The sequence below is a fragment of the Mycobacterium sp. IDUB_5 genome (assembly GCF_055419565.1).
In genome coordinates this window covers 398679-419569 of the sequence record NZ_JBVAXX010000007.1, presented here as the reverse complement: position 1 = coordinate 419569, position 20891 = coordinate 398679, and the positions used below count along the sequence as shown (strand labels likewise).

General features: G+C 67.3%; 16 protein-coding genes. 6 read left to right on the top strand and 10 right to left on the bottom strand.

Annotated features, from left to right (window positions below; genetic code table 11):
- Positions 1-129: 129 nt before the first annotated feature.
- The 7 genes from ACZY1G_RS24490 to ACZY1G_RS24460 form a co-directional block, all read right to left on the bottom strand.
- Positions 130-633, bottom strand: coding sequence for a methylated-DNA--[protein]-cysteine S-methyltransferase (locus ACZY1G_RS24490; protein ID WP_463823845.1), 504 nt, complete (start codon positions 631-633; stop codon positions 130-132).
- The gene (locus ACZY1G_RS24485) at positions 633-2117 is read right to left on the bottom strand and encodes a DNA-3-methyladenine glycosylase 2 family protein (RefSeq protein ID WP_463823844.1); all 1485 of its coding nucleotides are present in this window, start codon (positions 2115-2117) and stop codon (positions 633-635) included. The genes ACZY1G_RS24490 and ACZY1G_RS24485 overlap by 1 nt, the downstream gene beginning before the upstream one ends.
- Positions 2118-2173: 56 nt before the next feature.
- Positions 2174-3106 (bottom strand): LysR family transcriptional regulator, encoded by a 933-nt coding sequence (locus ACZY1G_RS24480; protein WP_463823843.1) that lies wholly within the window; start codon positions 3104-3106, stop codon positions 2174-2176.
- Positions 3107-3135: 29 nt separating this feature from the next.
- Positions 3136-5487: a CaiB/BaiF CoA-transferase family protein gene (locus ACZY1G_RS24475; protein WP_463817746.1), complete on the bottom strand. Its 2352-nt coding sequence runs from the start codon at positions 5485-5487 to the stop codon at positions 3136-3138.
- Positions 5488-5492: 5 nt separating this feature from the next.
- Positions 5493-6686, bottom strand: a complete 1194-nt coding sequence (locus tag ACZY1G_RS24470) for an acyl-CoA dehydrogenase family protein (protein ID WP_463823842.1) — start codon at positions 6684-6686, stop codon at positions 5493-5495.
- A 1-nt stretch (position 6687) separates the two neighbouring features.
- Positions 6688-7803 (bottom strand): acyl-CoA dehydrogenase family protein, encoded by a 1116-nt coding sequence (locus tag ACZY1G_RS24465; protein WP_463823841.1) that lies wholly within the window; start codon positions 7801-7803, stop codon positions 6688-6690.
- Positions 7804-7910: 107 nt separating this feature from the next.
- A complete protein-coding gene (locus ACZY1G_RS24460; protein ID WP_463817739.1) occupies positions 7911-9524 on the bottom strand; it encodes an adenylate/guanylate cyclase domain-containing protein in 1614 nt (537 codons plus the stop codon).
- Between the two features lie 46 nt (positions 9525-9570).
- On the opposite strand from ACZY1G_RS24460, the gene nucS reads away from it, so the two are divergent.
- Complete coding sequence (nucS, locus tag ACZY1G_RS24455; protein WP_463817737.1) at positions 9571-10242, top strand: endonuclease NucS; 672 nt, start codon at positions 9571-9573, stop codon at positions 10240-10242.
- A complete protein-coding gene (locus ACZY1G_RS24450) occupies positions 10242-10532 on the top strand; it encodes a hypothetical protein (RefSeq protein WP_463817736.1) in 291 nt (96 codons plus the stop codon). The genes nucS and ACZY1G_RS24450 overlap by 1 nt, the downstream gene beginning before the upstream one ends.
- A gap of 14 nt (positions 10533-10546) precedes the next feature.
- On the opposite strand, the gene mce is transcribed toward ACZY1G_RS24450, so the two are convergent.
- Positions 10547-11020 carry a methylmalonyl-CoA epimerase gene (gene mce / locus ACZY1G_RS24445; RefSeq protein ID WP_463823840.1) on the bottom strand — a complete coding sequence of 158 codons (474 nt, stop codon included), beginning with the start codon at positions 11018-11020 and terminating at the stop codon, positions 10547-10549.
- Between the two features lie 93 nt (positions 11021-11113).
- Here mce and ACZY1G_RS24440 point away from each other — a divergent pair, with 93 nt between their 5' ends.
- The 3 genes from ACZY1G_RS24440 (at position 11114) to ACZY1G_RS24430 (ending at position 13677) form a co-directional block, all read left to right on the top strand.
- On the top strand, positions 11114-12295 hold the full coding sequence (locus ACZY1G_RS24440; protein ID WP_463823839.1) for an acetyl-CoA C-acetyltransferase: 1182 nt from the start codon (positions 11114-11116) through the stop codon (positions 12293-12295).
- Positions 12296-12359: 64 nt separating this feature from the next.
- Positions 12360-12746 (top strand): DUF3817 domain-containing protein, encoded by a 387-nt coding sequence (locus ACZY1G_RS24435; RefSeq protein WP_463823838.1) that lies wholly within the window; start codon positions 12360-12362, stop codon positions 12744-12746.
- 25 nt (positions 12747-12771) lie between these two features.
- Entirely contained in the window at positions 12772-13677 is a 906-nt protein-coding gene (locus ACZY1G_RS24430; RefSeq protein WP_463817731.1) for a tetratricopeptide repeat protein, read from the top strand.
- A gap of 81 nt (positions 13678-13758) precedes the next feature.
- Here ACZY1G_RS24430 and glgB read toward each other — a convergent pair whose 3' ends face one another.
- The gene (gene glgB / locus ACZY1G_RS24425) at positions 13759-15981 is read right to left on the bottom strand and encodes a 1,4-alpha-glucan branching protein GlgB (RefSeq protein WP_463823837.1); all 2223 of its coding nucleotides are present in this window, start codon (positions 15979-15981) and stop codon (positions 13759-13761) included.
- A gap of 4 nt (positions 15982-15985) precedes the next feature.
- A complete protein-coding gene (locus ACZY1G_RS24420) occupies positions 15986-18079 on the bottom strand; it encodes an alpha-1,4-glucan--maltose-1-phosphate maltosyltransferase (protein WP_463817729.1) in 2094 nt (697 codons plus the stop codon).
- A gap of 156 nt (positions 18080-18235) precedes the next feature.
- Between ACZY1G_RS24420 and ACZY1G_RS24415 the strand changes: the two genes are divergently transcribed.
- A complete protein-coding gene (locus ACZY1G_RS24415; protein ID WP_463817727.1) occupies positions 18236-20866 on the top strand; it encodes a glycosyltransferase family 1 protein in 2631 nt (876 codons plus the stop codon).
- Positions 20867-20891 lie beyond the last annotated feature (25 nt).

Here is a 20891-nt window from a genome sequence, read left to right as displayed (position 1 = left end):
CCCGGAAGCTAAGCCTACCAGCGCCGATGATACTACCCACCCGGGTGGAAAAGTAGGACACCGCCGAACACACATTGACCTGTGCCCCCCAATTCTGTTGGGGGGCACAGGCATTTGTGCTTCACGACGTCAATCGAAGAGCGTGGCTCCTGCCGGCGCGTACTGCTTCTCCATTCCGAGCAGCGTCTTTTTGCGATCGAGTCCGCCGCCGTACCCGGTGAGACTTCCGTTGGCGCCGATCACGCGATGGCACGGAACGATGATGCTGATCGGGTTGTGCCCGTTGGCCAGTCCGACCGCACGGGACGCCCCGGGTGCTCCGATCTGTGCCGCAATTTCACCGTACGAGCGTGTCTCGCCGTACGGAATCGTCTGCAGCGCAGCCCACACAGTGCGTTGAAACTCCGTGCCCACCAGCTCCAGTTCGACGTTGAACTCTTGTCGGACACCGCGGAAGTACTCGTCGAGCTGCTCCACGACGTCGGCGAACACGTCATCGTCGGGTTGCCAACCGGCGCGGCTCGGCTCATACGTCTGCTCGACCATCCGCACATGCTGCAGACGGTTGCCCTCGCCCGCCAGAGTCAGAACCCCGATAGGGCTCTCGACGGTCCGGTATTTCACGCTCTCCATCATGTCTCCTTCGGTGGCCACTGATTGACCGAGTGCTCGAGCGTTGTCCAAAGATGTTGTGTCACATAGGAACGCCATGGCCTCCAGCGCTCACTGTGCACGGCCAGCGACCTCGCGTCCTCCGCGAGTCCAAGATGACGCGCCGCGACCACGACGCCGAGATCCGTCGCCGGAAACGCATCGGGATCTCCGAGGCCGCGCATTGCGATCATCTCCGCCGTCCACGGCCCGATGCCGTGTAGAGCCAGCAACTGCTCGCGGCCGCGCTCCCACGAGCTTCCGGTATCCAGCACCAGCGCACCGCTTCCCAACGCGTCGATCAACGTCGTCACGGTGCGCTGGCGAGCCTTCGGCACCGCCAGGTGGCGCATGTCGATGTCGCTGAGATCCTCGGTCGACGGAAACGTATGGGTCAGGCCACCGCCGGGATCACTGACCGCATGCCCGTAGGCTGCGGAGAGTCGAGCGGCATGCGTACGTGCGGCCGCGGTCGAGACTTGTTGTCCTAGAACGACACGCAACGCCAGTTCGTGCTCGTCGACAGTCCTCGGGATGCGTTGACCCGGAGCCTTGGCGACCACTGCCGCCATCCGCTCGTCGCCACTGAGGGCGTCCACCACGGCTTCCGGGTCGGCGTCGAGGTCCAGCAGGCGTCGGCACCGGGCGATGGCGGCCGGGAGATCGCGGAAGTCTTCGAGCCGAAGCACACACCTGACGTGATCGGGCTGCGGTGTGAGTTCGACGATGCCGCCGCCATGGGGAAGTCGCAGTGTGCGCCGGTACGTTTCGTCGCGTGTTTCCTCCACGCCCGGTATTGCGGTCGCCGCCAGGTGACCGAACACGCCCTCGTAGGCGAACGGTGTGCGCACCGGCAACCGCAGGGACAGCACGCCGCTGCTTCCCGCAGCGTCGTCGAGCCGTTCATGTGCCCGCTGACGCAGCATCGTGGGGGTCAGATCGCAGACCGCGCGGACTGTGTCGTTGAACTGCCGGATGCTGGCGAAGCCGGCCGCGAACGCGACGTCACTGAACGGCATGTCGGTGGTCTCGATGAGGACCCGCGCCATCTGGGTGCGTTGCGCCCGGGCCAGCGCCAGCGGCGTGGCCCCCACTTCGGCCCGCATCAGGCGTTCCAGCTGACGAACCGTGTAGCCGAGCCGCGCCGCCAATCCCGTGACTCCGTCGCGGTCGACCGTGCCGTCGGCGATCAGTCGCATCGCCCGCGCCACGACATCACCGCGCACATTCCATTCCGGCGAACCTGGGGATGCGTCGGGCCGGCACCGTTTGCAGGCGCGAAACCCTGCCCTCTGCGCGGCCGCAGCGGTGGGGAAGAACTCGACGTTGCGCGCGAACGGTGGGCGCGCGGGGCAGCTCGGCCGGCAGTAGATCTTCGTCGTGCACACCGCGGTGACGAACCAGCCGTCGAACCTCGCGTCCTTGGCCTGGACGGCGCGATAGCAGCGGTCGAAATCGGAGTGCACACCTCGACAATGGCACGTGCCGACGACAGGGACTAGCGGGAAATCGACATCGCAGTTCAGCCGCCGCGGCGTGCCGGCCCCAACCGCTCGGAGATCTGCGCGACCATCCGTTCCACGTCGCCCAATCGTTCCCCCAGTCGTTCCGGCACCCACGCCAATGCGATCTCCGCCGGCGCCCATGTGCTCTCGTCGACGGGGATCAGCGCGAATTCAGGCGGGGAGAAGATCTTTCCGATGAACGAGTCGGGGGCATAACTCACCACGGCGACGAGGTGGCGATTGAACACCTGGGTCGCCATCTCGACTTCACCTCCGCGCATGTTCGTGGTGCGGACGATCCGATGGACGCCTCGGCGATTGAGACGTCGGGTCAGCCCGGCAAGCACCACAGGATTCGGACGTGCGAAGTCGATCGCGACCTCGCGGTCGCGGAGCTCCTCGATCGACACGACGTCCCTGCTCGCCAGGGGGTCGTCGAAGCGCACGGCGATGCCACCCTGGTACGTGGCGACGACCCGCGAGCGCAGGCGTTTGTCCGTGGCAGGCAGGTGGATCAGTCCGAGCTCGGCCCGACCGGCGATCAGCATCGCCGTCACCTCCGCCGCGGAGCCGGGCATGCTGAACTCGACCGGCCCCGGAAGGCCGGCGATCACCGCTTCCAGCTGACCGAGCAGATCCGACGGTGCGTACGCCGTCGCGCTGACCCGCAGCGGCGACAGTCCGCGGATCTGCTGCTGAGCCACCGTCGTGAAGTCTTCGACCTGACGCAGGATCTCCCGCGCCGGACCGATCAGGCACTGCCCCAGTGGGGTCAGTCGTACCTCGTGGTAGCCGCGCTCGAAAAGCTCACCGCCGAGTTCCTTTTCGAGCAGCTTGATCTGTTTGCTCAACGGGGGAGGGGTGATCATCAACCTCTCGGCGGCGCGCGCGAAGTGGAGTTCATCGGCGACAGCGACGAAGTACCTGAGCCTGGTGAAGTCGATGTCCATCCCCTGCCCGTCCGCGACCTACGGGCATGTTACGAGATCGCGGCGCGCACCCCGTCCACCTGCGGCGTCTCCAGCACACCGCGGTCGTGCAAGTCGGCGATCTGCGCCGGATCGAGGCCCAGGAGGTCGGCGGCGATCTCGGCGGTCTGCTCGCCCAACAGCGGTGCCTGACCCAACGGCGGATCTGCCACATGGGCGCAGTGGATCTGGACGTTCTCCATCACGAACGGCGTGGACCCGAACGGGTGTAGCTCCTCGCGGAACATCCTCCGCTGCCGGTAGTAGTCGAAGCCGGGGACTTCGTCGGCGCGCAGTACCGCGCCGGCAGGGATGCCCGCGGACTGAAGCTCGGTCATCGCAGCGGTTTTGGATCGGCCGGCCGTCCACGCCCGCAGTGCGTCCTCGAGTTGCCGCCCCGAGGCGCCAGAAACGCCCACGACGCGGGCGAGCGCGGCCAGCTCGTCGTCGGTGCGTGGCGTCACTGCCACCCACTCGTCGTCGCCCGCGGCGGCGAACACGCCCCACGGGACGTCGGGTTCCGGCGGGCTGGTGTGGACGTGCCCGGACCGCCGCAGGGCGTCGGCGGCGATGTCTGCGGCGAGATGGGTGAGCATCACCTCGGCCTGCGAAATGCTCGCGGCGCCACCAGTTCCGGTGCGTTCTCGGCGAATCAGCAGGGCCAGCGCCGCCAGCGAGCCGATGCGGGCCGCGACATGGTCGGGATAGACGGTGACGGTGTCGCAGAACGTCTCGGGCTCGCCCGGGTACACCCACAGGTTTGTGAAGCCGACCGCGGCACGGACCAGCGGTCCGTAGCCGAGCCGCGCGGCCCACGGCCCGGTCGGGCCGAACGCCGAGCTGTCGACGACCACGATCTGAGGGTTGACCTCACGCAACGTCGCGTGATCCATCCCGAGTGACGCCGCCACTCCGGGTTTGAAGTTGGTGAGTACGACGTCGCTGCACCGCACCAGGCGATGCGCCAGTTCCCGACCTCCGTCGTCGCGTAGGTCGATGCCGATCGAGCGTTTGTTGCGGTGCCCGGCTGCATAGGGCTGGGTCATCGCCGTCGGCTTGCCCAGACGGAGGCCGTCGGGATACGCGGAATGCTCGATCTTGACGACGTCGGCGCCGAGGTCGCCGAAGATGCGGCCGGTGTCGGCGCCGACGACGATCACGCCGAGGTCCAGGACACGGAGCCCCTCGAGCGGAAGGCCCCGGCCCGGACGCTCGCGCGCCCCGAGGATCGGTGCCGACACGATGCGCTCGGACCCGCCGTGCAGTGGTGCCGTGGCCCGATGACCGTCGATCTCGCACACGCCGGCCGGAATCGGCGCCACCACACCCGGCGCCAGTTCCACGTCGCGGAAGAAGCCGCGGGCAGTGAAGTGGTCGGCGGCCAACGCCTCGGACAACGTCAGCACGGCGGCCGTCGGCACACCGTGGGCTTGGCCCCGCTCCTCGAGTTCGGCGCGGGTCTTGTCGGCGCAGAACCGTGCGATCGCCTCCTGCAGATGCGGTGAGTGGAAACGCTTGCCGAGCTTGTCGTAGGACGGGTCGGCGAACTCCTGCGGACTGCCCATCAACGCGAACATGCCGCGCCACTGACGCTTCGACAGGACGCAGATGCGGACGTGTCCGTCCCTGCAGGTGATGATCGGGTAGCGCTGCCGCTCGGCATCCCAGTCGCGCTGCTGCGCACTGAGCGCGACACCGGCCGACGCACTGCCCGCGCTCCCGAACGGTGGGTCCAGGGTCTGCATCGCACCGTCGAGGACCGAGAAGTCGATGAGATCGCCGTCGCCGGTGCGTAACCGATCCAGGAACGCGGCCAGCGTCATCGCCGCGGCCTGGGCGGCAGCCACCCGATAGGGCAGCTGCACCGGCGGGACCAGCGGGGCGCGACCGGGGATGCCCGACCGTGACAGCTCACTGCTCAGGGCGTGCAGCACCGGTGTCGTCGCCTGCCAGTACTGGAAGTCGTTGTCGCGCCCGAAGTCACTGATCGACAGGATCACCAAAGCGGGATGACGGGCCCGAAGCGTACGGACCGACAGCGCCGCCTCGGCGGGGGACCCGGGGCGGGTGCTCTCGACGAAGATGTCGGTATCGGTGAGAAGAGCGTCGAACTGCTTGCGGCCCTGAGCTGTTGACGCATCGATCTCGGTGGTGGGCAGCCCGTGGCGGTCGATCGCGGTCTGCACGGGTACCGATGCGACGAGGGGGCCGACGGGATCGTCGACGGTGACACCGGGCATGCGCAGCACCGTGACATCGGCTCCCAGGTCGGCGTAGAGGCGGCCGACAGCCGTCATCGGACCAGTCGAAGCATCCAGGACGCGCACGCCCGCCAGTGGCGGATCGTAGGCAGGAGAAGACATGTCGGTCAGCTCCGGCGGGCCTGACGGAACGGGATGTCGCGATCAGCTTCCGGTTCCTTGGGTAACCCCAGGACGCGTTCCCCGATGATGGTGCGCTGGATCTGGTCAGTGCCGCCGCCGATCGAGGTGAAGAACGCGTTGAGGGTCAGGAAGTTCACGTCGTCGGACACCGGGTTCGCCGGGCCTGCCAACAGCGCCTGCGCGCCGATGATCTGGGTCTTGAGCGCTGCCTCGGTGTGCAGGATCCGCGACATCGCGAGCTTGCCGAGCGACATGATCGAACTGGAAGTGCCTTGCATCGCCACGGCTTTGGCGCGCGCATTGTTGAGCCGGTTGAGTTCCCTCATCGCCAGCACTGACACCAACTGATGGCGCAGAGCTGGATCGCCGAGAACCCCGTTCTCGCGGGCCAAGTCGATCAGGCTGTCCGCCTTGCGGTTTCGGGATCCGCGATTGCCGTCGCCCATGATCGAACGCTCGTAGGCCAGCGCGGTCTGCAACGCGCGCCACCCGTTGCCCTCGCCGCCGAGCAGGTAGGCGTCGGACACCGTGGCATCGGTGATGAACACCTCGTTGAAGTGGGTCTCGCCCGTGATCTGCACCAAGGGACGCACATCGATTCCGGGCTGCCGCATCGGCAGGATGAACAGGCTGAGTCCCTTGTGCTTCGGAACATCCCAGTCGGTGCGCGCCAGCAACAGTGCATACTCGGCGGTCTGGGCGCCCGAGGTCCACACCTTCTGACCGTTGACGATCCACTCGTCGCCGTCGCGCACCGCCGTGGTGCGTACCGCGGCGAGGTCCGAGCCGGCACCGGGTTCGCTGTACAGCAGGCAGGTGCGTGCGCGCTCCACGAGGAAGTCCCGTAGCAATTCCTCGCGCAGTTTCGGGGTGCCCAGCGCGAGCACGGTGTTGGCCGGGATGTTGTACCTGTCCTGTCGGGACCCTGGTGCCTTGACCGCGGCGAACTCCTGGGCGATCACGGAGGCCAGCCTGTTGGGGTAGCCGCGGCCGAACCATTCGGTGGGATACGTCGGCACCGCGTAGCCGGCGTCGAGCACCTTCTCCATCCACGCGATGCGTTCCGGTGAACTCGACCACGGGTCACTGCTGGCCGGCAGCGGAGACCAGTTGTCGCGCAACCATTCCCGAACCTCGATGCGTAACTCGTCTGCGCTGGGAAATGTCTCGTCGGTCATTTCAGGCGCCTTTCGAGACGAGGTAGCGTTCGCGATGGAGGCTGGTGCCGCCGAACAGGTGCAGGCCCGTGCGGGCGCGCCGCAGGTACAGATGTGCAGGATGCTCCCAGGTGAAGGCGATCCCGCCGTGCATCTGAATGGCGTCGAGCGCAACCGTGTGGAAGGCTTCTGCGCATGTGAAGCCGGCCAAAGCGACGGCACCCGCGGTGTTTTCGCTACCTTCGGCGTGTTCGGCGTGTTCGGCGGCGGCGTGGCGGGCGGCGGAGGTGGCGTTCTCCACCTCGATCAGCAGATCTGCTGCCATGTGCTTGAGTGCCTGGAAGCTGCCGATCTGCCGACCGAACTGTATGCGGGTCTTGAGGTAGTCGACCGTCATCTCGAAGATGCGCCGTGCCCCGCCGACCTGTTCACCCGCCGATGCGATGACCGCGAGATCGAGGGCGGTGCTCACCGCGTCCCACCCGGCGGTACCGAGCCGTCGGGCCGGCGTGCCCGCCAGCGTGATCGTCGACAACCGCACGGTCGGGTCGAAAACCGTTGCGGCGCGGCACTCGAACCCGGGCGCGGTGGGTTCCACCTCGAACACACCGATCCCGTCGTCGGTCCGCGCGGCGACCAGGACGACGTCGGCGACGTGTCCCCACGTGACGTAGTGCGCCGAGCCGGTCAGAGTGCCGTCTGAATCCACTCGAGTCTCCACCCGCACGTCCACCCCATCGGGTGTCCATGTTCCGGTCGGCCCCGTCACCGCCGCCGTTGCGATAGTCGTGCCGTCGGCCAGCGACGGCAGAAGCCGGGCCTTGTCCTCGTCGGTACCTGCCGCGTTGACCAGCGCGACGGCCAGCACGGCGCTGGAGATGAACGGGGCGGGCAGCAGCGCCGCGCCGGTCTCCTCGGCGACTGCTTCGAGTTCGGCTGCACCGAAACCGAGTCCGCCGAACTCGGCGCTGACCAGCATGCCCAGCACGCCCTGGTCGGCCAACCGTGCCCACAGGTGTCGATCTAACCCGTCCTCGGAGTCCATCACACGGCGCACGTCGGCCTCGGTGCATGCGTCGGCCAACAGGTCGCCGACCGCGGTGGAGAGCTCAGCGAGCTCGGCCACACTGATCGTCATCGCAATGCCTCCCTCGGGTCGTGCCCATCATGGTGCGGGGGCCGGCGCAGAACTGTCCATCACCGATGTCGACACCGGCGCATGTCCCGGCGGGACATGCGCAGCGCTCAGGACTGGTCGACGGGCGTGGCCAGGCGGGTGGGTTCGGAATGACCCCGCAGCGTCACGGTCTCCCCGAGAACCCAGCGCTCACGTTCGTCCTCGGTCGCCTTCGTCACCGCCTCCGAGGATGCGACGAGGTGCCCGTCCACCTTCTTGGACAGTTCACAGAGCCGGGCCGCCTCGTTGACCGGCTCGCCGATCACCGTGTACTCGAACCGCTCCTTGGCGCCGACGTTGCCCGCCACGACCTGACCGGCCGCGACCCCGATGCCCGCGTCACACTCAGGCACCTCGGCGCGCAGCCGGCGCGCCATCGCACGCGCCGCCGCCAGCGCCTCGGCTTCCGGATTGTCCAGCGGCACCGGCGCGCCGAACACCGCGAGCACCGCGTCGCCCTCGAACTTGTTCACCAGGCCGTGGTGCTTGTCGACCTCGTCGACGACGACGTCGAAGAAGCGGTTCAGCAGCTCGACCACCTCCACCGCCGGCCGGCTCGTGACGAGCTTCGTCGAGCCGATGATGTCGATGAAGATGACGGCGGCATAGCGTTCCTCGCCACCCAGCTCGATCTGCTGTTTCTCGGCGGCCAGCGCGACCTCTCGGCCCACGTGGCGGCCGAACAGATCGCGCACCTTTTCCCGCTCCCGCAGACCGTGCACCATCGCGTTGAAGCCGCGCTGCAGCTCACCGAGCTCGGTGCCGTCGAACACCACGACATTGCAGTCCAGGTCACCGTCCTCGACCTGCTTGAGCGCCGACCGCACCACTCGCACCGGGGTCGCGATCAGCCACGACAGGAGCCACATCAGGATGAGGCCGAAGATCAACGCGACCAGCGCGATGATCATCACCGCCACCGCGAACTGAGTGCTGGTCAGGTTGCTCAGTGACAGGGAGAAGATCGCGAGCAACAGGATGCCCAGCACGGGAACTCCGGAGCTCAGCAGCCAGACCGTCATGGTCCGCCCCATGACGCCGTGGGTGAGCCGGCGCGGCGGCCGGCCCGCCTCCAGCGCCTGGGCGGCGATGGGCCGCAGCGCGAACTCGGTGATCATGTAGCACGCGGTCGCCACGACGATTCCGGGGAAACCCACCGCGAACAGGAACCGGGGGATGAACGCGGAGTCCTGCAGTCCGTACAGAAGCGTCAGCAGTGCCGCGCCGACACCCCACAGAATCAGGGCGCTCTTCGCCACCCGGGCGGGCGCGCGGAACACGTTGCGCTGATCCTCCCGAGTGGGCGTGCGTTCCTCGACCGCCCACCGCATCGAGTTCACCGTCCGCGCAGTGATCCACACGGTGCCGATGATCAGGGCCACCAGCATGTAGGCGGGCACCACACCGAACGTCAACCAGGCGGGTGCATCGGTGAACACGCTCGGAACGGGGATGGCGACAGTGTTGAGCAGAAGCGACACCCCGATGCCCAGGATGTTGGTGAAGAGCAGGAAGAACGTCAGGATGATCTGGATGCGGATGCGACGCCGCGCCTGGTTCTCTTCCGGTTTGCCCAGCAACCAGGAGCCGTAGTCGGGGGTGTCCCCCAATCGACCGCTCTGCCGGGTGACGCGCTCCAGCACCCGGCCCAATCGGTGCGGCACGCTCCTCGTGGCGTTCATTGTTGCCTCAGCCTAGTGAGTGCCGGCGGCCATCTATGGTGGTTCGGTGCGTCTCGTGATCGCCCAGTGCACCGTCGACTACGTCGGCCGCCTCACCGCGCATCTCCCGTCGGCCAAGCGACTGTTGTTGTTCAAGTCCGACGGGTCGGTGAGCGTGCACGCCGACGACCGTGCCTACAAGCCGTTGAACTGGATGTCGCCGCCCTGCTGGGTCTCCGAGCAGACCGACGGCGAAGCGCCGGTGTGGGTCGTCGAGAACAAGGCGGGGGAGCAGCTGCGCATCACCGTGGAATCGATCGAGCACGACTCCAGTCACGAGCTGGGGGTCGATCCCGGGCTGGTCAAGGACGGCGTCGAGGCGCACCTGCAGGCGCTGCTCGCCGAGCATGTCGAGCTTCTCGGCGCCGGATACACGTTGGTCAGGCGCGAGTACATGACGCCGATCGGCCCGGTCGATCTGCTGTGCCGCGACGAGCACGGGCGCTCGGTGGCCGTGGAGATCAAGCGCCGCGGCGAGATCGACGGTGTCGAGCAGCTCACCCGTTACCTCGAGCTGATGAACAGGGACTCACTCCTGGCGCCGGTGGCCGGGGTGTTCGCCGCCCAGCAGATCAAGCCGCAGGCCCGCACGCTCGCTACCGATCGCGGAATCCGTTGTCTGACTCTCGATTACGACAAGATGCGCGGGATGGACAACGACGAGTTCCGACTGTTCTGATGGGCCGGCGCCCGGCACGTAAGCCACGGCAGAACCCGCCGCTGCCCGCCCCTCGACGGATCGAGACCGGCCCTGACGGCTTCGACTACGAGGTCCGCGCGGTGCCGGGAGCACGTGCGCTCAAGGTGTATCGGTGCCCGGGCTGCGATCACGAGATCCGGCCTGGCACCGCCCATGTCGTGGTGTGGCCGGCTGACGGCGGGGACGCGAATGTGGACGATCGCCGGCACTGGCACACGCCGTGCTGGACTCACCGCGCGACCCGGGGGCCGACGCGTCGCTGGTCGTGACGGTCGGTGAGCGGCTAGAGAGTGTTCTGGGCCGGTTCGACGAGCTCGATCAGCACGCCGCCGCCGTCCTTGGGATGGATGAAGTTGATCCGCGAATTCGACGTGCCGCGACGGGCCTTGTCGTAGATCAACCGCACACCCTGCTCGCGCAGACGATCGGAGAGAGCATCGAGGTCGCTGACCCGATAGGCGAACTGCTGCAGGCCCGGTCCGCGCTTGTCGAGGAACTTCGCGATGGTCGACTCGTCGTTGATGGGGGCCATCAGCTGGATCTGGGTGCTGCCCACCGGCGCGCCACGCACCGACAGCATCGCCTCGCGGATGCCCTGCTCCTCGTTGACCTCTTCGTGCAGGACGATCATGCCGAGGTGGTCGTGGTACCACCTGATCGCCGCATCGAGATCGGGCACTGCGATGCCGACGTGATCGATGGCGGTGACCAGCGCGGTGGCCAGCACAGGACGGGCGTCAGTCTGCTCGGCGGTCATAACAGCGAAGTTACCTAACAAGATCGGTTTCGAATAGATCGGTGGCTACGGATAGCCTCTTGGCAGCCGCTCGAAACTCACGTGGAGGTAGTCATGACGACGTCGGTGATCGTTGCTGGAGCTCGCACTCCGGTGGGCAAGTTGATGGGTTCGCTGAAGGACTTCTCGGGCAGCGATCTCGGTGCCGTCGCGATCCGCGGTGCGCTCGAGAAGGCCGGGGTGCCGGCGTCGGCCGTCGAATACGTGATCATGGGCCAGGTGCTGACCGCGGGCGCGGGCCAGATGCCCGCCCGCCAGTCTGCTGTGGCCGCGGGTATCGGCTGGGACGTCGCGGCCCTGACCATCAACAAGATGTGCCTGTCGGGCATCGACGCGATCGCCCTGGCTGACCAGCTGATCCGGGCCGGCGAGTTCGACGTGGTGGTGGCCGGCGGCCAGGAATCCATGACGCGGGCGCCGCACCTGCTGATGAACAGCCGCTCAGGCTACAAGTACGGCGACGTGACCGCGGTCGACCACATGGCCTACGACGGGCTGCACGACGTGTTCACCGACCAGCCGATGGGCGCACTGACCGAACAGCGCAACGACGTCGACAAGTTCACGCGTGCCGAGCAGGACGAGTTCGCCGCGAACTCCCACCAGAAAGCCGCCCGGGCCTGGAAGGACGGCGTCTTCGCTGACGAGGTCGTCCCGGTGCAGATCCCGCAGCGCAAAGGCGATCCGATCGAGTTCACCAGCGACGAGGGCATCCGCGCCGACACCACCGCCGAGTCGCTGGCCGGCCTGCGCCCGGCGTTCCGCAAGGACGGCACCATCACCGCGGGTTCTGCCTCCCAGATCTCCGACGGCGCCTGCGCGGTCGTGGTGATGAGCAAGGAGAAGGCGCAGGAGATGGGCCTGTCCTGGTTGTGCGAGATCGGCGCCCACGGCGTGGTCGCCGGCCCGGATTCGACGCTGCAGAGCCAGCCGGCCAACGCCATCAAGAAGGCGGTCGCCAAGGAGGGCATCTCGCTCGATCAGCTCGAGGTGATCGAGATCAACGAGGCGTTCGCCGCGGTCGCGCTGGCGTCGACGAAGGAACTCGGCGTCGACCCGGAGAAGGTCAACCGCAGTGGTGGCGCGATTGCGATCGGTCACCCGATCGGCATGTCCGGGGCCCGGGTCACGCTGCACGCAGCGCTGGAACTGGCCCGGCGGGGTACCGGGTACGCGGTCGCCGCGCTCTGCGGAGCCGGCGGGCAGGGCGACGCGCTGATCCTGCGCAGGCCCTGATCGGCAACGGCACTCACAACGACACTCTGTAGTAGCTGGTGTCGAGGTGCGGCACAATGGCGCCATGACACGTGCATTCGACGTCCGCAATGCCGCGGCGTGGTTCCGGCTGATCGCGTTCGCGGAAGCGCTCAGCTGGATCGGTCTGCTGGTCGGCATGTACTTCAAGTACCTGGGCACACCCCGGACCGAGGTCGGCGTGAAGGTCTTCGGTCCGATCCACGGGGGCGTGTTCATCGCCTTCGTGGTCGCCGCGGTGTTCACCGGTCTGGCGCTGAGGTGGAAGCTGGGCACGTGGTTGCTGGCGTTGCTGGGCAGCATCGTGCCACTGGGCAGTGTGATCTTCCTCATATGGGCTGATAGGACGGGTCGAATGGACCGTCCGGCGGGGTCGGAATCGGTCGGTGTGAGCGCCGGGGCGGCCCGACGGACGGCACCCGAAACCACCTGAGAAGAGTCGTGACAGACTTGCTTTCGTGACGCGTCCTGGACCCCGCATCTCGCCCGCATTGGCGGGCGCCGTCGATCTGTCAGCACTCAAACAGCGGCCGGCCTCCGGTCCCGACGACCGCTCCGCACCGTCGGGCGGCGCACCGGGCGGGGTGGAGGTGACCGAGGTCAACTTCGAGGCCGAGGTCCTCGTCCGGTCCAACGAGGTGCCCGTCGTCGTGCTGCTGTGGTCACCGCGCAGCGATTCCAGCGTCCAGCTGGCCGACATCCTGGGTGAGCTGGCCCGGACCGACAGCGGGAAGTGGTCGCTGGCCACCGTGAACGTCGACACCACGCCTCGAGTGGCGCAGATGTTCGGTGTGCAGGCCGTCCCGACCGTGGTGGCCCTGGCCGCTGGCCAGCCGCTGTCAAGCTTCCAGGGCGTGCAACCGCCGGATCAGCTGCGGCGCTGGGTCGACTCGCTGCTCGAGGCGACGGCAGGCAAACTCAGCGGCGGCTCGGCTCCCGAGGACGGCGAGCAGTCGGATCCGGTGCTGGACAACGCGCGCGCCCTGCTCGATCAAGGTGACTTCGACGCGGCCCGCAGCGCGTACCAGGCGATTCTGGAGTCCGATCCGCAGCACGCCGAGGCCAAGGGTGCCGTACGCCAGATCGATTTCCTGCAGCGCGCCACGACGCACCCGCAGGATGCGGTGGCGCGCGCCGCCGCGGCGCCGGCGGACGTCGACGCGGCGTTGGCCGCCGCCGACGTCGAGATCCTGAGTCAGGATGTGACGGCCGCCTTCGACCGGCTCATCGGGCTGATCAAGCGCACCGCGGGCGATGACCGCGCGCGTGTCCGGACACGGCTGATCGAGTTGTTCGACCTGTTCGATCCCGCGGACCCCGACGTCATCACCGGCCGGCGCAACCTGGCCAACGCCCTCTACTGATCACTTTTCCTGCGCGAGCAGACGCGAACTCGGGTGTTTCGCGCCCTCTGAGCGCGAGTTCGCGTCTGCTCGCCGGAAAAACTAGGCCGGCGGCTCCGGTTCGAACCACAGGGCTGCCAGCGGCGGCAGCACCATGACCGCCGACGCGGGGCGTCCGTGCCACGGCTCATCGGTCGCCTCGACCGCACCGTAGTTGCCGATACCCGAGCCGTGATAGTTGTCGCTGTCGGTGTTGAGGACCTCGCGCCACTTCCCGGCGTGCGGCAGGCCGAGCCGGTAACTGCTGTGCTCCGAACCCGAGAAGTTGAACACACACGCCATCATCGAGCCGTCGTCACCGAAGCGCAGGAAGCTCAGCACGTTGTTCGCCGAGTCGTTGGCGTCGATCCAGGAGTACCCCTCGGGCCTGGTGTCGCGCGACCACAGCGCGCGCCGGCTGCGGTAGATGCTGTTCGCGTCGGTCATCATCCGCAAGATGCCGTCGGAGAAGCCCTGCTCGTCGAGCTGCCACCAGTCGACGCCGCGCTCTTCGGACCACTCGGCGCGCTGCCCGAATTCCTGCCCCATGAACAGCAACTGCTTACCCGGATGCGCCCACTGGTAGGCCAGCAGCCCGCGAATGCCGGCCGCCTTCATGTGATCGTCGCCCGGCATGCGACCCCACAGCGTGCCCTTGCCGTGGACAACTTCGTCATGGCTGATCGGCAGCACGAAGTTCTCGCTGAACGCGTAGATCATCGAGAACGTGATCTCGCCGTGGTGAAAGCTGCGGTGAATCGGGTCGCGCTTGACGAACTCGAGCGTGTCGTTCATCCAGCCCATGTTCCACTTCATCGAAAAGCCAAGTCCACCAAGGCTGGTCGGTCGGGTGACACCCGGCCAGGACGTCGACTCCTCGGCGATCGTCACGATGCCCGGATTGATCTTGTGGACCGTGGCGTTCATCTCCTGCAGGAACTGCACGGCCTCCAGGTTCTCCCTGCCGCCGTAGATGTTCGGGGTCCAACCGCCTTCTGGACGGGAGTAGTCCAGATACAGCATCGAGGCGACGGCGTCCACGCGCAGTCCGTCGACGTGGTACTCCTGCAGCCAGTAGAGCGCGTTCGCGACGAGGAAGTTGCGCACCTCCGCCCGGCCGAAGTCGAAAACGTATGTGCCCCAGTCCAATTGTTCGCCACGACGAGGGTCGCCGTGTTCGTAGAGTGCGGTGCCGTCGAACCGGCCCAGCGCCCACGCGTCCTTCGGGAAGTGAGCGGGCACCCAGTCCACGATCACACCGATGCCGGCACGGTGCAGCGTGTCGACCAGGTGACGGAACTCGTCCGGTGTGCCGAACCGCGACGACGGGGCGTAATACGACGTGACCTGATAGCCCCACGAACCGCCGAAGGGGTGCTCGGCGACAGGCAGCATCTCGACGTGGGTGAACCCGTGCTCGACGAGGTAGTCGGTGAGCTGGTCAGCGAGCTCGAGGTAGCTCAGCCCCGGTCGCCACGAGCCCAGATGCACCTCGTAGGTGCTCATCGGCTCGAACACCGGATTGCGTAGCGCCCGGTCAGCCATCCACTGGTCGTCGGTCCAGGTGTAGTCACTGGCGAACACCTTCGACGCCGTCTGCGGTGGCACCTCGGTGGCGAATGCCATCGGATCGGCCCGCTCGGTGACGGCACCGTCAGCGCCGTGTACGCGGAACTTGTACAGGCCGTTCTCGGGGAAGCCCGGCCAGAACAACTCCCACACGCCCGTGGAGCCCAGCACCCGCATCTGTGCCTCGTTGCCCCAGTGGTTGAAGTCGCCGATCACGCTGACGCCCTTGGCATTCGGTGCCCACACAGCGAAAGACACACCGCTGACCACGCCGTCGGGGGTCTCGAACGTGCGCGGATGCGCCCCGAGGATCTCCCAGAGCCGCTCGTGGCGGCCCTCGGCGAACAGGTGCAGATCCACCTCACCCAGCGTCGGCAGGAACCGGTACGGGTCGGCGACAGTGTGCACGAACCCGGACTCGTCGCCCGAATAGTCGACTTCGATGCGGTAGTCGATCAGCCCGGTGAACGGCACCGCGACCGCGAAGACGCCGGCTTCGATGTGCTGCAACGGGTACCGGACACCGCCGATGACCGCAGTCACCGTCACCGCGTGCGGGCGGTAGACCCGGATGACGGTGTGATCGTCGTACTCGTGGGCGCCCAGCACGGAGTGCGGGTCGTGATGTTCGCCGGCGAGCAGTCGATTCAGATCGGCGGTGTGCGGCCGCAGGTGCGGGCTGTCGATCTGGTTGGTCAGGTTGGACGCTTTGGCCATCTCGTCACTCCCTACGCAGCAGGTTCATTCGTTGGTCGGCGGGAATCTGGGGCATGTTGAGAATGTGCGCCACCGCGCGGGCGGGTTCGAGACGCACGTAGTTGCTCTGGCCCCACTGGTATTCCTCTCCGGTGATCTCGTCGCGCACCCAGAAACGCTCCTGCGGATCCATTCCCACTGAGGGCATGTCCAACCACACCGTGCCTTCTTCGGCACCGAAGGGATTGAGCGTCACCACGACCAGCACCTGATCACCCGTCACGGGATCGAATTTGCTGTAGGCCATCAATGCGTCGTTGTCGACGTGGTGGAACCGGATCGTGCGCAGCTGGTGCAGGGCCGGATGCAGCCGGCGAATCTCGTTGAGCCGAGTCAGGAACGGCTCCAGCGACTCGCCGTCGGCGAGCGCGGCCTCGAAGTCGCGGGGCCGCAGCTCGTACTTCTCCGAGTCGAGGTACTCCTCGCTGCCCTCGCTCACGGCGCGGTGTTCGAACAGCTCGTAACCGGAGTACACGCCCCACGTCGGACTCATCGTGGCGGCCAGCGCAGCCCGGATCGCGAACATCCCCGGGCCGCCGTGCTGCAGGCTCGCATGGAGGATGTCGGGGGTGTTGGTCCACAAGCTCTGCCGCGCGTAGTCGGCGTGCTCGGCGATCGACTGGCCGAACTCGGTCAGCTCCCACTTCGCGGTGCGCCAGGTGAAGTACGTGTAGGACTGCGTGTAACCCAGTTTGGCCAAGCCGAACAACCGCGCCGGCCGGGTGAAGGCCTCGGCGAGGAACAGCACATCGGGGTCGATGTTCTTGACCTCGCCGATGAGCCAGGCCCAGAAGTTCGGCGGCTTGGTGTGGGGATTGTCGACGCGGAACACCTTGACGCCGTGGGACACCCAGAATTTCACGACGCGCAGAACCTCTTCGTAGAGGCCGGCCGGGTCGTTGTCGAAGTTCAGCGGGTAGATGTCCTGGTACTTCTTCGGCGGGTTCTCCGCGTACGCGATCGTGCCGTCGGGCAGCACCGTGAACCACTCCGGATGCTCCTTGGCCCACGGGTGATCGGGTGCGCACTGCAGCGCCAGGTCGAGGGCGACCTCGAGGCCTTCGCCGTGTGCGGCGGCGACGAAGTCGTCGAAGTCGTCGATCGTGCCCAGGTCGGGGTGGACGGCGTCGTGACCGCCCTCGTCGCTGCCGATGGCCCAGGGTGAGCCGACGTCGTTGGGGCCGGCGGTGACGCTGTTGTTGCGGCCCTTGCGGTGCACCTTGCCGATCGGGTGGATCGGCGGCAGGTAGGCGATGTCGAAGCCCATGCGGGCGACCCGCGGCAACGCTGTCTTCGCCGTCGTGAACGTGCCGTGCACCGGGTTGCCGGAGTCGTCCCAGCCGCCCGTCGAGCGCGGGAAGAACTCGTACCAGGAGCTGAAGCGGGCCAGCGGCCGATCGACCCAGATGCCGTAGGCAGCGCCGCGGGTGATGAGTTCGCGCAGCGGATACTGGTCGACCAGCTCGGTGACCTCGGGGGAGAGTGCGGCCCCGGCCCGGTAGTACGGATCACCGGGCGTGCGCAGCCGTTCTGCGGCCTCCATCAGCGGGTAGCGCATCTGACGCGGCACGCCGGTGGATGCGCGCTCGAAGAGCTTGGCGCCCAGGAGCAGATCGTTGGACAGTTCGCCCTCGCTCTGTCCGGCCTCGAGCTTGGCGATCACGTGGTGGCGCCACGTCGCGATGGGATCGCCCCACCCGTCGACGCGGAACGTCCACAGGCCGGCAGCGTCTGGGGTGAACTGGCCGTGGAACACGTCTGGCGTGCGACCTGCCGCCATCGGCAGCGCGGCCGGACGGACGCGTGCCGACGAGGGGGTCACGACCTCCTCGATCGGGACCGCCTGTGTCGTCTTGGTCCGGCCTGGTGGCTCGTCGGCCAGAGGCGGATAACTGGTGCCGTGATAGCGGACGACCAGCGTGGCCGCGACCGCGTCGTGGCCCTCGCGCCACACCGTCGCGGTCACCGGAACCACCTCGCCGATCACCGCCTTGGCGGGGAATCTCCCGCCGGACACCACAGGCTGGACGTCATCGATTTCGATCCGACCGGCGGTCACTCAAGCACTCCCTAACACGTTGGATGGTTGGTTCACAGCTCGTCGTGCACCTTCGTCGCGCCTATACCCACCGTAGTGTCAGCCTCAACCCAGCGGGAGAGTGGAAGTGCAGCACGTCACCCATGGGCGGGCGTCACGGCAGTAACGTGAGCACGTGTGAAAGCTCTCCGTCGGTTCACCGTCCGCGCCCACCTCCCGCAATCGCTGGCCGCACTCGAACGGCTCTCGATCAATTTGCGGTGGTCATGGGACAAACCGACCCAGGATCTGTTCGAAACGATCGATCCGGAGCTCTGGAAACTCGTCGGCGCGGACCCGGTGGCGATGCTCGGCCACGTCAGCCCGGAACGGCTCGAGGCCCTCGCCGGCGACGAGCACTTCGTCTCGCGCCTCGGTGCTCTCGCCGCCGATCTGGACGACTACCTGAGCCGGCCCCTGTGGTACCAGCAGCTCGGGCAGGCCCGCGGTGACGGTGCTGTGCTGCCCAAAGGCATCGCGTACTTCTCGATGGAGTTCGGGGTGGCCGAGGTCCTGCCCAACTATTCCGGGGGTCTCGGCATCCTCGCGGGCGATCACCTCAAGTCGGCGTCAGACCTGGGGCTCCCGCTGATCGCGGTCGGGCTGTACTACCGGTCGGGCTACTTCCGGCAGTCGCTGTCCGCCGACGGCTGGCAGCACGAGAACTATCCGCTACTCGACCCGCAGGGCCTGCCGTTGCGTTTGCTCGCCGACGCCTCGGGAGAGACCGTCCTGATCAGTCTGGCGCTGCCCGACTCTGCACAGCTCTTCGCCCGGATCTGGATCGCTCAGGTCGGCCGTATCCCGCTGCTGCTGCTCGATTCCGACATCCCCGAAAACGATCACCAACTGCGTTCGGTGACCGACCGGCTCTATGGCGGCGACCAGGAGCACCGCATCCGGCAGGAACTGCTGGCCGGCATCGGCGGCGTGCGCGCGATTCGGGCGTTCACCGAGATCGAAGGTCTCGCCGCGCCCGAGGTCTTCCACATGAACGAGGGCCACGCCGGCTTCCTCGGGGCTGAACGCATCCGGGAGCTGATCGAGGCGGGACTCGACTTCGACACCGCGCTGACGGTCGTGCGCTCGTCGACGGTGTTCACCACCCACACCCCGGTGCCGGCAGGTATCGACCGGTTCCCGGTCGACATGGTGTCGCGGTACTTCGGCGCGGACGCGGGTGCCTCCAGCTCGCGGTTACTGCCCGGAGTGCCGGTGGAACGCATCCTCGCGTTCGGCTCCGAGGACGACCCGACGAAGTTCAACATGGCCCACATGGGCTTGCGGCTGGCCCAGCGCGCCAACGGGGTGTCGCTGCTGCACGGCCGCGTCAGTCGCGAGATGTTCAACAACCTGTGGCCCGGCTTCGACCCGGCCGAGGTACCGATCGGCTCGATCACCAACGGCGTGCACGCCCCGACGTGGGCAGCTCCGCAGTGGCTGGAGCTGGGGCGGGAGCTGCTCGGCAGTCAGGATCTGAGCTCGCTGCAGGAGCCCGAGACGTGGGAGCGTCTGCACGAGGTGGACCCGGGTCATCTGTGGTGGATTCGTTCGCAGCTGCGCGAGGCACTGGTGTACGACGTCCGGGACAGGGTGCGCCGCTCCTGGTTGGAGCGTGGCGCCGCTGATGCCGAACTGGGTTGGATCGCAACAGCATTCGATCCGAATGTGTTGACCATCGGGTTCGCCCGCCGAGTGCCCACCTACAAGCGCCTGACCCTGATGCTGCGCGACCCCGAGCGGCTGCGGCGGCTCCTGCTCGATCCCGAGCGCCCCCTGCAGCTGATCGTGGCCGGCAAGTCACACCCCGCGGACGAAGGCGGTAAGGCGTTGATCCAGCAGGTCGTGCGGTTCGCCGACCAGGCCGACGTCCGGCACCGTATCGCCTTCCTACCCGACTACGACATGTCGATGGCACGCACGCTCTACCACGGCTGCGACGTCTGGCTGAACAACCCGCTGCGCCCCCTGGAGGCCTGCGGTACGTCGGGGATGAAGAGTGCGCTCAACGGCGGACTGAACCTGTCGATCCGCGACGGCTGGTGGGACGAGTGGTACGACGGCGAAAACGGTTGGGAGATACCGACAGCCGACGGGCTGACCGACGAGAACCGGCGTGACGACCTGGAAGCAGCCGCGCTCTACGACCTGCTCGAGCGCGCGGTGGCGCCGAAGTTCTACGACCGCGACGAGCGGGGTGTCCCGACCCGCTGGGTCGAGATGGTCAGGCACACACTGCAGGTCCTCGGACCGAAGGTGCTGGCCTCGCGGATGGTGCAGGACTACACCCAGCGCTACTACCTTCCTGCGGCATGGGCGCTGCGGCAGTCCATCGAGCCCGGAGACGTGGCAGCGGGCGACTACGGCATGCCCTTCGGCGCTGCGCGCGAGCTCGCCGACTACAGGCAGAAAGTGGAGAAGGCGTGGCCGAGCGTCCGCATCGTCGAGGTCGACAGTTACGGCCTGCCCGACACGCCGCTGCTCGGCTCGGAGCTGACGCTGACGGCGCGGCTCTGCCTGGAGGGGCTCGCACCCGACGAGGTGACGGTGCAGGCGGTTCTCGGACGCGTGGATGCCGGTGACGCACTGGTGGATCCGGTGACGGTCCCGATGACCCACTCGGGAGTCTCCGACGGCGGCGAGGACATCTTCACTGCCAGCACGCCGCTACCGGTCACCGGTCCGGTCGGATACACCGTGCGCGTGCTGCCACACCATCGCCTGCTGGCCGGTGACAACGAGTTGGGTCTGGTGACGCTGGCGGGGTGACCTTCGGGGGGTATCGCTGGGTGGG